This is a genomic window from Undibacterium sp. SXout7W (assembly GCF_049339385.1).
Taxonomy (GTDB): Bacteria; Pseudomonadota; Gammaproteobacteria; order Burkholderiales; family Burkholderiaceae_D; genus Undibacterium.
On sequence record NZ_JBMPPF010000012.1, the window covers coordinates 44,962 to 58,844 of the forward strand.

At 48.7% G+C, this 13,883-nt stretch carries 12 protein-coding genes; 3 read left to right on the forward strand and 9 right to left on the reverse strand.

The window, feature by feature from the left end:
* Nucleotides 1-26: 26 nt before the first annotated feature.
* The 3 genes from ACO0LB_RS12480 to ACO0LB_RS12490 form a co-directional block, all read right to left on the reverse strand.
* Nucleotides 27-1,604 (reverse strand): aldehyde dehydrogenase (NADP(+)), encoded by a 1,578-nt coding sequence (locus tag ACO0LB_RS12480; protein ID WP_423049599.1) that lies wholly within the window; start codon nt 1,602-1,604, stop codon nt 27-29.
* Nucleotides 1,605-1,732: 128 nt separating this feature from the next.
* Nucleotides 1,733-2,647 carry a 5-dehydro-4-deoxyglucarate dehydratase gene (kdgD, locus tag ACO0LB_RS12485; RefSeq protein WP_423049456.1) on the reverse strand — a complete coding sequence of 305 codons (915 nt, stop codon included), beginning with the start codon at nt 2,645-2,647 and terminating at the stop codon, nt 1,733-1,735.
* A 237-nt stretch (nt 2,648-2,884) separates the two neighbouring features.
* Nucleotides 2,885-3,637, reverse strand: a complete 753-nt coding sequence (locus ACO0LB_RS12490; protein ID WP_423049458.1) for a FadR/GntR family transcriptional regulator — start codon at nt 3,635-3,637, stop codon at nt 2,885-2,887.
* Between the two features lie 211 nt (nt 3,638-3,848).
* Here ACO0LB_RS12490 and ACO0LB_RS12495 point away from each other — a divergent pair, with 211 nt between their 5' ends.
* The 3 genes from ACO0LB_RS12495 to gudD all read left to right on the forward strand — a co-directional run bounded on the left by ACO0LB_RS12495 (nt 3,849) and on the right by gudD (nt 8,672).
* Nucleotides 3,849-5,204: an MFS transporter gene (locus ACO0LB_RS12495; RefSeq protein WP_423049460.1), complete on the forward strand. Its 1,356-nt coding sequence runs from the start codon at nt 3,849-3,851 to the stop codon at nt 5,202-5,204.
* A gap of 167 nt (nt 5,205-5,371) precedes the next feature.
* Nucleotides 5,372-6,931: a galactarate dehydratase gene (garD, locus tag ACO0LB_RS12500; protein WP_423049462.1), complete on the forward strand. Its 1,560-nt coding sequence runs from the start codon at nt 5,372-5,374 to the stop codon at nt 6,929-6,931.
* Between the two features lie 394 nt (nt 6,932-7,325).
* Nucleotides 7,326-8,672: a glucarate dehydratase gene (gudD, locus tag ACO0LB_RS12505; protein ID WP_423049464.1), complete on the forward strand. Its 1,347-nt coding sequence runs from the start codon at nt 7,326-7,328 to the stop codon at nt 8,670-8,672.
* 65 nt (nt 8,673-8,737) lie between these two features.
* Here gudD and ACO0LB_RS12510 read toward each other — a convergent pair whose 3' ends face one another.
* The 6 genes from ACO0LB_RS12510 to ccmE form a co-directional block, all read right to left on the reverse strand.
* Nucleotides 8,738-9,193, reverse strand: a complete 456-nt coding sequence (locus ACO0LB_RS12510; protein ID WP_423049466.1) for a GNAT family N-acetyltransferase — start codon at nt 9,191-9,193, stop codon at nt 8,738-8,740.
* 112 nt (nt 9,194-9,305) lie between these two features.
* Complete coding sequence (locus tag ACO0LB_RS12515; RefSeq protein ID WP_423049469.1) at nt 9,306-10,220, reverse strand: DMT family transporter; 915 nt, start codon at nt 10,218-10,220, stop codon at nt 9,306-9,308.
* Nucleotides 10,221-10,418: 198 nt separating this feature from the next.
* Nucleotides 10,419-10,916: a cytochrome c-type biogenesis protein gene (locus tag ACO0LB_RS12520; RefSeq protein WP_423049471.1), complete on the reverse strand. Its 498-nt coding sequence runs from the start codon at nt 10,914-10,916 to the stop codon at nt 10,419-10,421.
* On the reverse strand, nt 10,913-11,458 hold the full coding sequence (locus ACO0LB_RS12525; protein WP_423049473.1) for a DsbE family thiol:disulfide interchange protein: 546 nt from the start codon (nt 11,456-11,458) through the stop codon (nt 10,913-10,915). Before ACO0LB_RS12525 ends, ACO0LB_RS12520 begins: the two co-directional genes overlap by 4 nt.
* Nucleotides 11,455-13,470 (reverse strand): heme lyase CcmF/NrfE family subunit, encoded by a 2,016-nt coding sequence (locus tag ACO0LB_RS12530; RefSeq protein WP_423049475.1) that lies wholly within the window; start codon nt 13,468-13,470, stop codon nt 11,455-11,457. Before ACO0LB_RS12530 ends, ACO0LB_RS12525 begins: the two co-directional genes overlap by 4 nt.
* Nucleotides 13,467-13,868: a cytochrome c maturation protein CcmE gene (gene ccmE, locus ACO0LB_RS12535; RefSeq protein WP_423049477.1), complete on the reverse strand. Its 402-nt coding sequence runs from the start codon at nt 13,866-13,868 to the stop codon at nt 13,467-13,469. The genes ACO0LB_RS12530 and ccmE overlap by 4 nt, the downstream gene beginning before the upstream one ends.
* Between the last annotated feature and the right edge of the window lie 15 nt (nt 13,869-13,883).

Here is a 13,883-nt window from a genome sequence, read left to right on the forward strand (position 1 = left end):
GTTTGTGGTGTCAGGTAGTGTTTTGCTTAAGCCTGTACCAGCTCGCCATCGCGAAGACGCCACAAATTCAGAGGGTTGTCGTCGTGCAGTGCTGTTGGTAATAGGAAGGCAGGCAAATCCTGATAACTGACAGGGCGCGTAAAACGGTCGATTGCACTTGCGCCAACTGAAGTGCTGCGGCTATCCGAGGTTGCCGGGAAAGGTCCACCATGTACCATGGCATGACAAACTTCGACACCGGTTGGGTAGCTGTTGATCAGGATGCGTCCTGCTTTACGTTCCAAAACAGGGAGCAATACTTGAGCGGCAAGTCGGTCGCTTTCTGTCAAAAACATGGTGGCAGTTAATTGTCCATCCAGATACTCGGCAATCTGTTTGAACTGGCTGATGTCTTTGCAACGGATGATCAGGGAACTGGCGCCGAAAATTTCTTCTTCCAGTGCGGGATTCGACAAAAACGTTTCCGCATCTGTCAGGAAAAGTGCCGCCTGGCCCGCACAAGCGCTACTGCCATGTTGACCACGTGCGATGACGCTGACGCCTGCAATCGACGCTAATTTGTCTACCCCTTGGTTAAATGCGGAGTAAATCCCTGGTGTCAGCATGGTGCTGGCAGTTTTTGCTTCTAACGCTACTGCCGCTGCGTCACAGAATTGTTGAAAGTGTTCACCTTCAAGTGCAATTACCAGACCTGGATTTGTACAGAACTGACCGGAACCGAGGGTCAATGAATCGACGAAGCCTGTGCCGATCTTACTGGGATGATGCGCTAATGCGTCTGGTAGCAAGAACATGGGATTGATGCTGCTCATTTCTGCATACACCGGAATTGGTTCTGCACGCTGTGCCGCTGTGCGGACTAATGCCAAGCCACCTTGACGTGAGCCAGTGAATCCGACTGCCTTGATGGCTGGATGGCTGACCAGCGCCTGTCCAACAGTACGGCCATCGCCATGTAATAAAGAGAAAACACCTTCAGGCAAACCGCAACTGGTGACTGCCGCCTGAATTGCTTTACCAACCAGTTCGGAGGTCCCGGGATGCGCGCCATGCGCTTTAACTACCACTGGGCAGCCAGCGGCAAGCGCTGAGGCCGTGTCTCCACCTGCGACAGAGAATGCCAGTGGAAAGTTACTGGCACCGAAGACAGCGACCGGGCCTAGTGCAATTTTTCTCAAACGCAGATCAGGACGTGGTGGTGTACGGTCTGGCAAAGCAGAATCCAGTGTCGGCGTCATCCAGTGACCATCCCGTACTACCTTGGCAAACAGACGCAATTGGCCGACGGTACGGCCACGTTCACCTTCAAGACGTGCTTGTGGCAAGCCGGATTCTTTGATTGCTCTGTCGATTAATTGTGGGCCAAGATCGAGGATGTTGTGCGCAATAGTTTCCAGAAATACGGCACGCGCCTCAGATGAGGTTTCCCGAAAAATATCAAATGCCTGTTCCGCCAGAGCGCATGCCGCTTCGGCATTTTCTGTCGTACCTGAGTTGAAGGTTGGTGCAAATTCCTCCCCTGTGGAGGGATCAATGGCAAAAAAGGACAGGCCAGTACCCTGAACTGCAGATTTGCCAATCAGCATGTCGCCATGAATTTGTATCGTCAAAATAATCTCCTGTGAACGTAAGCGAAGCAGCGCATGACAGTGTTGCTGTCATGCGCTGATCATTGAGCGGAAGCCATTGCGTTGGTGTTAATGGCTTCTGGTCAACTGGAATGGACTGCTGGTTACTGAGGACCCTGCGCCAGGATCAAGGCGTGCAATTGTTCGCATTCTTCCGGGGTCAGATCGGTCAGCGGAGCACGCACCGGACCCGCGCTGTGACCAACTAAAGTGGCACCTGCTTTGACGATGCTGACGGCATAGCCGGCTTTTTTATTGCGGATTTCAAGGTAAGGCAGGAAAAAATGATCGATGATGCGTTCGGTGGTGGCAAAGTCATCGTTTTTCATCGCTTCGTAAAACTCAATCGCTGTTTTAGGGATGAAATTAAATACAGCAGATGAATATACTGGAACGCCAATTGCTTTATAGGCGGAAGCAAATACTTCAGCGGTTGGCAAACCACCGAGATAGCTGAAGCGATCACCCAGTTTGCGACGGATTGAGACCATCAGCTCGATGTCGCCGATACCATCTTTAAATCCGATCAGATTCGGGCAGTTGTCAGCCAGACGCAACAACGATGCTGCATTCAGGCGACAAACGTTACGGTTATAGACCACGACACCAAACTTAACGGATTTACAGACTTCTTCAATGTGTGCAACCAGACCATCCTGGCTTGCCTCGGTTAGATAATGCGGCATCAGCAAAATACCATGAGCGCCGAGGCGTTCTGCTTCCTGTGCATAAGCTATGGCGACGCGGGTAGGGCCACCAGCGCCAGCCAGAATAGGTACTTTGCCGCGACAGGTTTCAACCGCAACCTTGACGACTTGTGAGTAATCGGCCGGTGTCAATGAGAAAAATTCGCCCGTTCCACCAGCAACAAATAAGGCAGTTGCACCGTACGGCGCGAGCCACTCAAGGCGATTGATATACGTATCTGCACGGAAATTACCTTCAGTATCAAAATCAGTGATCGGGAAGGACAGCAGACCGGAGGACAGCGTTTGTTTTAAGTCTTGAGGATTCATCATGATGTGTAGGCTCGATAAGCAGGGTTGAGAAAAGTGATGCCAATCGATAGGTTTTGCATCACAAGTTATCAGTCATCGTACAACATGAAATGAAAGAGTGCAAGTTTTTGCCTGCACTTTTATTGTTTGGGGTTTGTTACGGGGGGGGGCAGCAGGGGGCGTGGTGTGGGAATGTGGTTGGCGGTGATTTCAGTGCTTCTTCTTGATAAGCTGAATGGCTGTGTTCCTTGTTTATTCTTATTGCGCACTGGATTCGATGGCTTCCTGCGCTCGGCGCAGTCGCTCTCTGCTATTGCTCAGATGGGTACGCATGGCAGCGCGGGCTGATTCACTGTCTTGTCTGGCAATGGCATTAAAAATGTCTTCGTGTTCGCGATTGACGCGTTCCATATAGCTGCTTGGCTCATCTTGCGCGATTTTGGCTGAATTGATCCGTGCTCTCGGAATGATGTTGCTTCCAAGGTGGTTAAGAATGTCGTGAAAGTAGCGATTGCCTGACGCTTGTGCTATTTGCAAGTGAAACTGGACATCTGAAGCAACGGCGTTTTCACCGGTTGCGGCAGCATGCTGAAAGGTATCCAGTGCTGCTCTGATCTGCTGTAACTGAGACTCTGTGCGACGTGTAGCCGCAAGTCCGGCTGATTCTGTTTCCAGGCTGATGCGCAATTCCAGTATGGCAAGTACGTCGCGCATCGTGACGATGGTTGTCGGGTCTATGCCAAGGTGCTGTTGTGTGACCTGTGGTTCCAGTACAAACGTACCAATGCCGTGGCGGGTTTCTACCAGGCCTGCTGCTTGCACGTGGGAGATGGCTTCCCTGACGACGGTGCGGCTAACGCCTTGTATTCGCATGATTTCGGACTCGGTGGGCAATTTTTCACCAGGAATGAGGCTGCCATTGCGAATGCTTTCGGTAATGTAGGCAACAACACTTTGTGCCAGATTGCGATGTTTCTTCGGTGTGGCAGGTGGGGTGTGTGTCGGATTCATAAGCGATAAGAGTCGATAAAATTTGATGAGAAAGAATGGTTGCTATTTCCAGATGTGCTGATTATACTACGACGTACGTTGTCTGATGACTGATGACATAGTTCAAATGTCTTTCATCTTCAATATGTCCATCTATCAATAAAAACACGGGCTGCTTCTTATTGCCGCCGAAGTGTCATCAGTATCATTTAGAATCGATTCAGGAGACTGCATGCAATCACATCATACTATTCCAACAGAAACATCTGGAAGTAATCCAACCCGGGTGCGCTGGGGGATTTTGGCAATTTTGTTCATCATTACCACCGTTAATTACGCTGACCGGGCAACAATTTCTATTGCTAGTCCTGAGCTTAAAAAATTATTGGGTCTCTCGCCTGTCGAGATGGGGTATGTGTTCTCGGCATTTGCCTGGTCGTATGTATTAGCTCAGTTGCCAGGCGGCTGGTTGCTGGATAGATTTGGCTCCAAAATTACCTATTTTTTCAGTATTTTTCTCTGGTCTTTATTTACTCTCATGATGGGTTGGGTTGGCTTCTTTACAGGGGCAACGGCGGTGGCGCTGCTATTTGGCTTGCGCTTGCTGGTAGGGGCTGCAGAAGCACCTTCTTTTCCAGGTAATAGTCGCATTACTTCAGCCTGGTTTCCGACCAATGAGCGCGGCACTGCGGCAGCAATTTTTAATTCAGCCCAATATTTTGCGACGGTATTGTTTGCGCCACTGATGGGCTGGTTGGTGCACACCTTTGGTTGGGAAAGCGTGTTTTATGTCATGGGTGGACTTGGTATTTTGATGGCGTTCGTCTGGACAAGAACGATTTATAGTCCAAAGACACATCCGCGTATTAATGCTGCGGAGTTGAGCTATATCGAAGCGGGTGGGGCACTGGTCGATCTGGATAGTGGTGATACGTCGAAAAAAACAAACAACATTAACACTTGGGCTTGCATCAAACAATTATTGGCAAACCGTATGTTGTTGGGCGTATATATCGGCCAATATTGCATTACCACCTTGACCTATTTTTTCCTGACGTGGTTTCCAGTCTATCTGGTCACCGAGAGGCACATGACTATCCTGAAGGCTGGCTTTATCGCTGCGTTACCTGCGGTTGCCGGATTCCTCGGCGGAATACTGGGTGGTTATGTCTCCGATCGCATGATCAAGGCAGGCTACTCCTTATCCGCTGCGCGTAAGACGCCGATTGTCGCAGGCATGTTGTTGGCCATGAGTATGATTGTTTGTAACTACGTCACTGCTGATTGGATGGTGATTGCCATGATGTCTCTTGCATTTTTTGGTAAAGGGATTGGCGCTTTGGGCTGGGCAGTTGTATCGGATACATCACCTAAAGAAGCTGGTGGTTTAAGTGGTGGCTTGTTCAACACGTTTGGCAATACTGCGGGTATCACTACCCCGATTGCGATTGGATATATTTTGCAATCAACAGGCTCATTTGCCGGAGCTCTGGTATTTGTCGGTGCCAATGCGGCGGTGGCAATCTTTTGTTATCTGGTTGTGGTTGGCGATATCAAACGTTTTGAATTCAAAAAATCAGTTATGTAATTGAAGCAAAGAACAGAAGTAAAGAAGAACAGCAAAGAACCGGAGCGAAAAACCGCATTCATGTTCAGACCGTGACTGCAACAGAATGTTGATGTGCTGCCTATATGCTTTCATGCACTTCAGGGCTATCGGTTCAGACAATGTAACGAGGTAAAACAGGATTAATCATGATGAACATTCTTTCAGCAGAAACAGCATCACCACCCTTGTATATTAAGATGCATGACAACGATAACGTTGCGATCGTTGTCAACGACGGCGGCCTCGCTGCGGGGACAGAGTTTCCCGGGGAGTTCGTTTTAAAAACACGCGTACCTCAGGGGCATAAAATTGCACTGGTGGATTTGGCTGAAGGAGAAGCCATCCGACGTTACGACGTAATCATTGGTTATGCAATGATGAATATTGCACAGGGAACCTGGATCGAGGAATCTCTGGTGCGTATGCCGCCACCGCGTGAGTTGACAGATTTGCCGCTTTGCACACGTGTGCCAAACTCTGCAGAACCTGTTGAAGGCTATACGTTTCAAGGATATCGCAATGCCGACGGCACCGTCGCTACCCGCAATATTCTGGCGATTACTACTACCGTGCAGTGCGTCTCCGGTGTTGTCGAACATGCTGTCAAGCGTATTAAGGAAGAGTTACTCGCACAGTTCCCGAATGTCGATGATGTGATTGGGCTTGAGCATACTTATGGATGCGGCGTGGCGATTGATGCGCCAGATGCAATCATTCCTATTCGTACATTGCGCAATATCAGTTTAAATCCTAATTTTGGTGGTCAGGCCATGGTCGTCAGTCTTGGCTGTGAAAAACTGCAACCATCCCGCCTTTTGCCGGAAGGAGCGATTCCTATTCAGAATGGTCCGTATATTGTGACCTTGCAAGATGATGCACATGTCGGTTTTGATTCTATGATCAAGTCGATTATGGACATGGCGAAAATACGACTGGCTGCGCTAAATTTAAGAACGCGTGAAACATGCAGCGCTGCCGATCTGATCGTTGGTGTGCAATGCGGTGGCAGCGATGCGTTCTCTGGCGTGACTGCAAATCCTGCAGTCGGCTACGCAACAGATTTACTGGTGCGTGCTGGTGCCACCGTCATGTTTTCTGAAACAACGGAAGTTCGCGATGGCATTGATCAATTGACGTCACGCGCGGTCAATGAAGAAGTTGCTGCCGGTATGATCAGGGAAATGGCGTGGTATGACAATTATCTGAAGCAAGGTGGTGTTGATCGCAGCGCTAACACGACGCCCGGCAACAAGAAAGGCGGCTTGGCGAATATCGTTGAGAAAGCAATGGGTTCTATTGTCAAATCTGGCAGCAGTCCTATTTCTGGCGTCATTTCTCCTGGAGAAAAAGTCCGTCAAAAAGGCCTGATCTATGCAGCCACACCAGCAAGTGATTTCATTTGCGGTACCTTGCAACTGGCTGCCGGGATGAATATGCATATCTTCACCACCGGGCGTGGAACACCTTATGGTCTGGCCGCAGTGCCAGTGATTAAAGTAGCGACCCGTAATGATCTGGCCCGACGCTGGCATGATTTGATGGATGTCAATGCAGGTCGTATTGCTACCGGAGAAGCCAGTATAGAAGATATTGGATGGGAATTATTTCATCTGATGCTGGACGTCGCGAGTGGGAAAAAAACCTGGGCAGAGCACTGGAAATTGCAAAACGCATTGACCCTGTTTAATCCTGCACCGGTCACCTGATACGACCTCCGATAGTAGTTGTTGTCGCCTGTTCGGATGCTTCTGAGTGATTTTTATCGGATCTGATCAGGCAACAACCATGTCATGGGCAGATCGTCCGCATCAATGATCAAGGCAGCTGCCCCGTAAAAAAATCAGGATGAAACTTGACAGGTACGTAGATTGGCTGACGGTCGGACATGATCGCCATGCACCGTACTGCTACTGTTAGTAATACAAACATAGTCATGAATGTCAAAACGATGCCAAAACGATGAAAAACGTATAGGCAGGGCAGCGTACTACCTGAGATACATGCGATAAAAAGGCGTAATTCAAATAGAGCAACAGACAATTCCCGGCGACAATTTTTATATACCCGGCGAGTTATTCAAACTTCAGGAGAGATAGGCAAATGAATACAACATCGACATCAAGCCGTACACCGGTCATTACCGAAATGCGTATTGTCCCCGTCGCTGGTCGTGACAGTATGCTGATGAATTTAAGTGGTGCACATGGCCCTTATTTCACTCGTAATATTGTGATCATGAAAGACAGTGCCGGTCATACTGGGCTTGGAGAAGTTCCGGGTGGCGAACCTATTCGTCAGACTTTGGAAGACGCGAAGCAATTGGTACTTGGGCAGTCCATCGGGAACTACCAGAATATTCTGAATACCGTTCGTACCACGTTCAATGACAGAGATTCTGGTGGGCGTGGGCTGCAAACCTTTGACTTACGGATTGCGATTCATGCAGTGACAGCCTTGGAGGCCGCATTACTGGATTTGTTAGGGCAGTTTTTAGAAGTTCCTGTCTGTGCTTTGCTTGGGAATGGTCAGCAACGCAAGGCTGTAGAGATGTTAGGTTATCTGTTTTATGTGGGTGACCGTACTGCAACGGATTTGCCATACAGCAGTCATCCTGATGCGGCTGATGACTGGTTACGTTTGCGTCATGAGAAAGCGATGACACCAGAATCTATTGTGCGGCTGGCAGAGGCCGCTTATGCCAGATATGGCTTTAATGACTTCAAACTGAAGGGTGGCGTGTTACGTGGTGAAGAGGAGATTGATGCCGTTACCGCATTGTCTGAACGCTTTCCAGATGCGCGTATTACATTGGACCCGAACGGTGGCTGGTTGCTTAAAGACGCTATTCGTTTGTGCCGGGACCAGCATCATGTGCTGGCCTATGCTGAAGATCCATGTGGTGCTGAAAATGGTTACTCCGGACGTGAGGTCATGGCCGAATTCCGTCGTGCCACGGGCTTGCGTACAGCGACCAATATGATCGCGACAGATTGGCGTGAAATGGGGCATTCAATTCAGTTGCAGTCCGTGGATATTCCATTGGCAGATCCCCACTTCTGGACGATGCAAGGATCGGTTCGCGTTGCCCAGATGTGCCATGAATGGGGTCTGACATGGGGTTCTCATTCAAACAACCATTTTGATATTTCTCTGGCGATGTTTACCCAGGTAGGTGCTGCTGCACCGGGAAAAATTACAGCACTCGATACGCACTGGATCTGGCAGGATGGTCAGGCATTGACCAAAGAGCCTTTGCAAATTGTTGGCGGGATGATTTCTGTTCCCGATAAGCCAGGTCTGGGTATCGAAATTGATATGGAGGCGATTGAGGCGGCGCACCAACTGTATCTGAGCATGGGTCTTGGTGTACGTAATGATGCCGTAGCAATGCAATATCTGATACCTGGCTGGCAATTCGATAATAAACGTCCTTGTCTGGTACGTTAAACAAAGACGGATCGGATTGATTCATTCTTCTCGCCTATATGTTGCACTCCCGGGCGGGAAGAATATCAGAGTGCAAGCGTCATAAATATACTATGCGGATCTTCGGCATAAGCACCAAATGGGCCGCAATACTGAAAGCCAACACTTTCATATAGTTTGTGCGCTGCTTTAAATGCCTCATCAGTGCCAGTTTCCAGGCTCAAACGTTGATACCCACGTGACTTGGCTACCTCAATCATGTGCGCCAGAATCGCACGTCCTGCGCCGCGGCGACGTAGTTTGTTCGGTGTGCGCATAGACTTCACTTCTGCGTGTTGGGAGGTTATTTCCTTGAGTGCGCCACAACCAAGTAGTGTTTCACCATCCCATGCTGACCAGAATGTAATGTCAGTTTGCCGTAGTTGATTCAGATCCAACGCATGCACACTTTCTGGCGGCGATAATGCATACATATTATCTAAATGCTCGCTTAATAAAGCATGAATAGAGGCATCGGAAAGATCGTCAATATGAATATGCATGATTGGTATCTGTAGCGGGTTGATAAAAGTCCATAAAGTTGCAAGACGAAATCTTCGTGTTAAGGCTATTGTCAACTGTCTGACAATACAGAAGTAGCGGTATATGTGCTCATCATGCTTGTTGATCGATACCCATTTTTTCTTTGAATTCCCGGGACACCGCCCGTGCCGTAATCATGGAATTACCTATACCGCTGACTGCAATGATGGCGATTCCCAACCAGGCCAGGCTATCTGGAATATGATCAAAAAACAGCCAGCCAAAGGTGGTTGCAAATGCAATTTGCGTGTACAGATAAGGCGTTAAGATTGCTGCAGATGCCCTCATGAATGCACGGATCAGCATCAGATGCCCGAATGTTCCCATGAAGCCAACCAGCATAAACCACGGCCAGTATTCGATGAGTGCGGAAGTATTCCAGCTGTATATCGCAAACGGTGTCATGATCACTGTGCCGACCAGACCTGTATAGAAATGCGTAGTATAGGGATTCTCTGCACCACTCATCTTGCCAGTCAAAATCTGAAACCAGGCATAGGCTGAGACCAGCAGTAACGGGAAAAGTAATGCCCAGCTAAATACTTTGCCGCCGGGACGAATGACCAGCAGCACACCCAGGAGTCCGATGAGCATCAGCCCCCATCGATGAAGTGACACAGGATTTTTTAGCACCCACGCGGCCAACGCAATGGTGAGTAACGGCGTCAGCATGACCATCGCAGTGAATTCTCCGACTGGTAAATACTGTAGACCAAAAAATGAACAGGCACTGGTGATCAGCAACAGTACACCACGCAACACTTGAAAGCGCAAATTGCTGGTAGTGAGCAATTCTTTACCTTGCACCGGGAATCGTATTCCAAAGGTGGCGACAGATTGAAAGAAATAGCGAAACCACAATAACATGAGCACAGGTGCAAGTTTTGTCGCATACTTGGTGGCTGTATCAAGTGCTGCAAAAGACAGTGTTGCGAGGATAATCAGCAGGATGCCGACACCGTGTCGGCTGCGCCAGAAAGAAGTCATTGATTCAGTGATCTGAGAATAATTAATACTCTGATTATAGTTGATCGCTTCTTTCTATTCTTGACCAGCATGATTGATTTACCAGTAGTCCAGGATGTTAATGGAACTGATCTGAGATGAGATTGGCGAACATGGTGGTACTTGCTTGTTCTCCATGCTATGGCAACAGGATGACGCAATCCTGTCTGCAATCAGGGATCAGGACGAATGATGAATATCGTTTTGATAGCGTTGTTCCAGCGCATTCACCTGCTCTGGAGAGACGGCTGGTTGTGTCATAGTCGCTGATGCCGTTTCTGCTTTTCGGGCGTTCTTTTTGATGATACGTAATGTAAGCCAGATACCGATCAGCAGTAGCAAAAATGGGCCTAACCAGAGTGCAGCATTACTGGCATTAAATGGCGGTTTGTAGAGTACAAATTCCCCATAACGATCTACCATATATTGCTTGATAGCCGTATCACTTTTTCCTGCGCGGATTTGCTCTGTGATTTGCTGACGCAGATCAATTGCCAAACCAGAGTTAGAGTCAGCGATAGTCTGATTCTGACAGACAAGACAGCGTAATTCTGCAGCGAGATGTTGCATTCTCTCGTGTTCCGCCTGTTGTGACAGCATTGCTGTATTGACGGGAAGCGAAGTTAATCCTTGCTCCGCAGTGCCTGCTTTTGATTGTGGAGAAAAAATATCAGTCATGGTTTTGCCAATGGCGTTGAGGTTCCTGGCAGCAGAGGCGCAATGTGCACTTCATAAAAATCATCGTCAACAGGGCCTACATGACGGTAGCGGATGACGCCTTTTGCATCAATCACATAGGTTTCCGGGACGCCATACACTCCGTAGTTAATTCCGGTTCTGCCATCAAGGTCCAGAGCGACTTGTTGATAGGGATTGCCATGTTCTTCAAGCCATCGCTGGGTATCTTCAGGATTGTCTTTATAGGCCAAGCCTATCATGGTAATTTTTTTTGCCATTGCCAGTTTTAACAAGCGCGGATGCTCAATGATGCAGGCGGAACACCATGAGGCAAATACGTTCATGATCCACACTTGACCTCGCAAGCTGTCTGTTGACAGTGGCGTACCAACGGCGAGTGTTTGCAGTGTGAATGAGGGCGCAGGTTTACCCAGCTGTGCTGAGGGCAGATGACGCGGATCGAGCTGTAAACCACGCGCCAAAAAAATACTTAACACGAGCAAAATTGCCAGCGGCAACCCTACACGTAGCCAGCGCATCATACTGCCACCTCAGTATTTTTTGATTGCTTATTCAGGCGTTTATACCGACGATCAAAGAGCGTGAATATGCCGCCGATTGCCATCAATACGCATCCCCACCAAATCCAGCCAATGAACGGTTTCAGGTACATTCTGACCGTCCATGCTTGTTCATTTGTCGCTGATGCGACGTTATTGCCAGCATTCGGCTCTCCCAGAGAAACGTAGACATCTCCAAAAAAACCATAGTCAATCGCCGCTTGTGTAATGACCTGTCCCCCTACGTTAAACTGACGTTTTTCTGGTTCCATCAGATAAATCACTTTACCCTCGCCCTTGGTCAGCTCAAATACACCATGTGCTGCAATATAGTTAGGACCAGGCAGATTATCGACGCCGATAAAAGTAAGGCGCCATGCGCCAACGCTCTCGGTTTGTCCTGGTTGCATCACCAGGTCGCGTTCGATTTCGTATGTTTTGACAAGCGTCACTCCTGCAACAAATACCGCTACACCGACATGGGCGATGATCATTCCCCAGTAAGACATACCGAGTTGTCGCATACGATCTGTCACTGCTCTTGAGGCGCCATTATTTTTGAGTTTGCGCAATTGACGTAATGCATGACCGACAGTGGCGCTGGCCAGGGTGACTGCAGCGGCAATGCCAAGCGCCATGAATACGCTTGGTTTTCCCATCCAATAAATCGTTGCAGATGTCACGACAATGCCTGTCAATAACGGAAACAGCATTGGCTTCAGCGTACTTGCCAGTTTCATTGATTTCCATTGACTGTCGGGAGACAGAGCCATCAACCAGACTGCGGGCAGAAGCAGCGGAGCAAATACTGCATTGAAATACGGAGGCCCCACCGACATTTTTTGTCCTGTAATGACTTCGACAATCAATGGATACAGCGTACCTAGTAATACCGCGGCTAATGCGCATACCATGAGCAAGTTATTCACCAGCAACATCGATTCTCGCGATAAGGCGCTGAATTGCCCACCGAGTCCAACCTGATTCGTACGTGCTGCATACAATATAAAAGATAAACCGATAATCAGGATCAGCAGGCCAAGTATCAATATTCCTCGCTTAGGATCGGTGGCAAATGCATGCACTGAAGTCAGGACTCCTGAGCGCACGAGAAAGGTACCAAGCAGAGATAGTGCGAATGCAATCATGGCGAGCAAGATTGTCCAACTTTTCAATGCATCGCGTTTATCGGTGACAGCAAGTGAATGTATTAATGCGGTACCTGCAAGCCAGGGTAACAGCGATGCATTTTCAACCGGGTCCCAAAACCACCACCCCCCCCAGCCGAGTACCGTGTATGCCCACCAACTTCCAAGCAGGATACCGACAGTAAGAAATGACCATGCAGCATTTGCCCACGGACGTGACCAGCGTGCCCAGGTTGGATCAAGACGCCCTTCCATTAATGCCGCAACGGCAAAGGCAAAACTTACAGCGAAGCCGACATAACCCATGTACAGCAGAGGAGGGTGGCTGACCATGACGGGGTCTTGCAACAAGGGATTTAAATCTCTTCCTGATAGCGCAGCAGGGAGAATGCGTAAAAAGGGATTTGAGCTCGACAGCAGAAAACCGATAAAGGTTACTTGCAGCAACAGTAAAATGCCGAGCACCCTAGCTCTGAAACCCGCAGCCAGTCGCGAAGAAAATAAGGCTACTGCGGCTGTCCAGCCAGACAACATGAGTATCCATAACAACATGGAGCCCTCGTGCGAGCCCCAGGTTGCGGCTATCTTATATTGCACAGGCAGTAAAATATTGGAATTTTCGGCGACGTTTCTGACCGAGAAATCACTATTGAGAAAACTCACCATCAGTGCAATAAAACTCAGTGCAATCAATACGAAAATAGCGATGGAAGAGCCAGCCAATGATCTGGATAAATAAGTATCCGGCTGGCTTCGGCGTGTCACATGCCATAGTCCGTAACTACCGGTCACAAGTGCTAAGGCCAGAGCGAATGACAGCGCCAGTTGTCCGAGTTCAGGTATCATTTTTTTAATTTCGGTGGAGAGTAATTTTCGTCATGCTTCGCCAGAATTTCAGTAGCAACAAAGGTATTGTTTTTCATCTGGCCTTGGGCAATCACGCCTTTCCCTTCCTTAAACAGATCAGGAGTGATGCCGCTGTAAACGACAGGGACTGTGTTGTTCATATCTGTAATCCTGAAGCTGATATTGGTCGATCCGGATTCGCGGATCAGACTGGATTTTTCAACCATGCCACCTAGTCTGTAGCTGCGTCCTGCAGGGATTTCACCTTTGATCAGTTGTGTCGGTGTATAAAATAAAACGAGGTTGTCATTAAATACCCGGAGTACACCAAACACTGTCCCTGAGACAGCAATCAGCAAAGCCAACACCCACAGCAGTCTGACAGTTCGCGGTTTCATCGCCATCTATTCCTC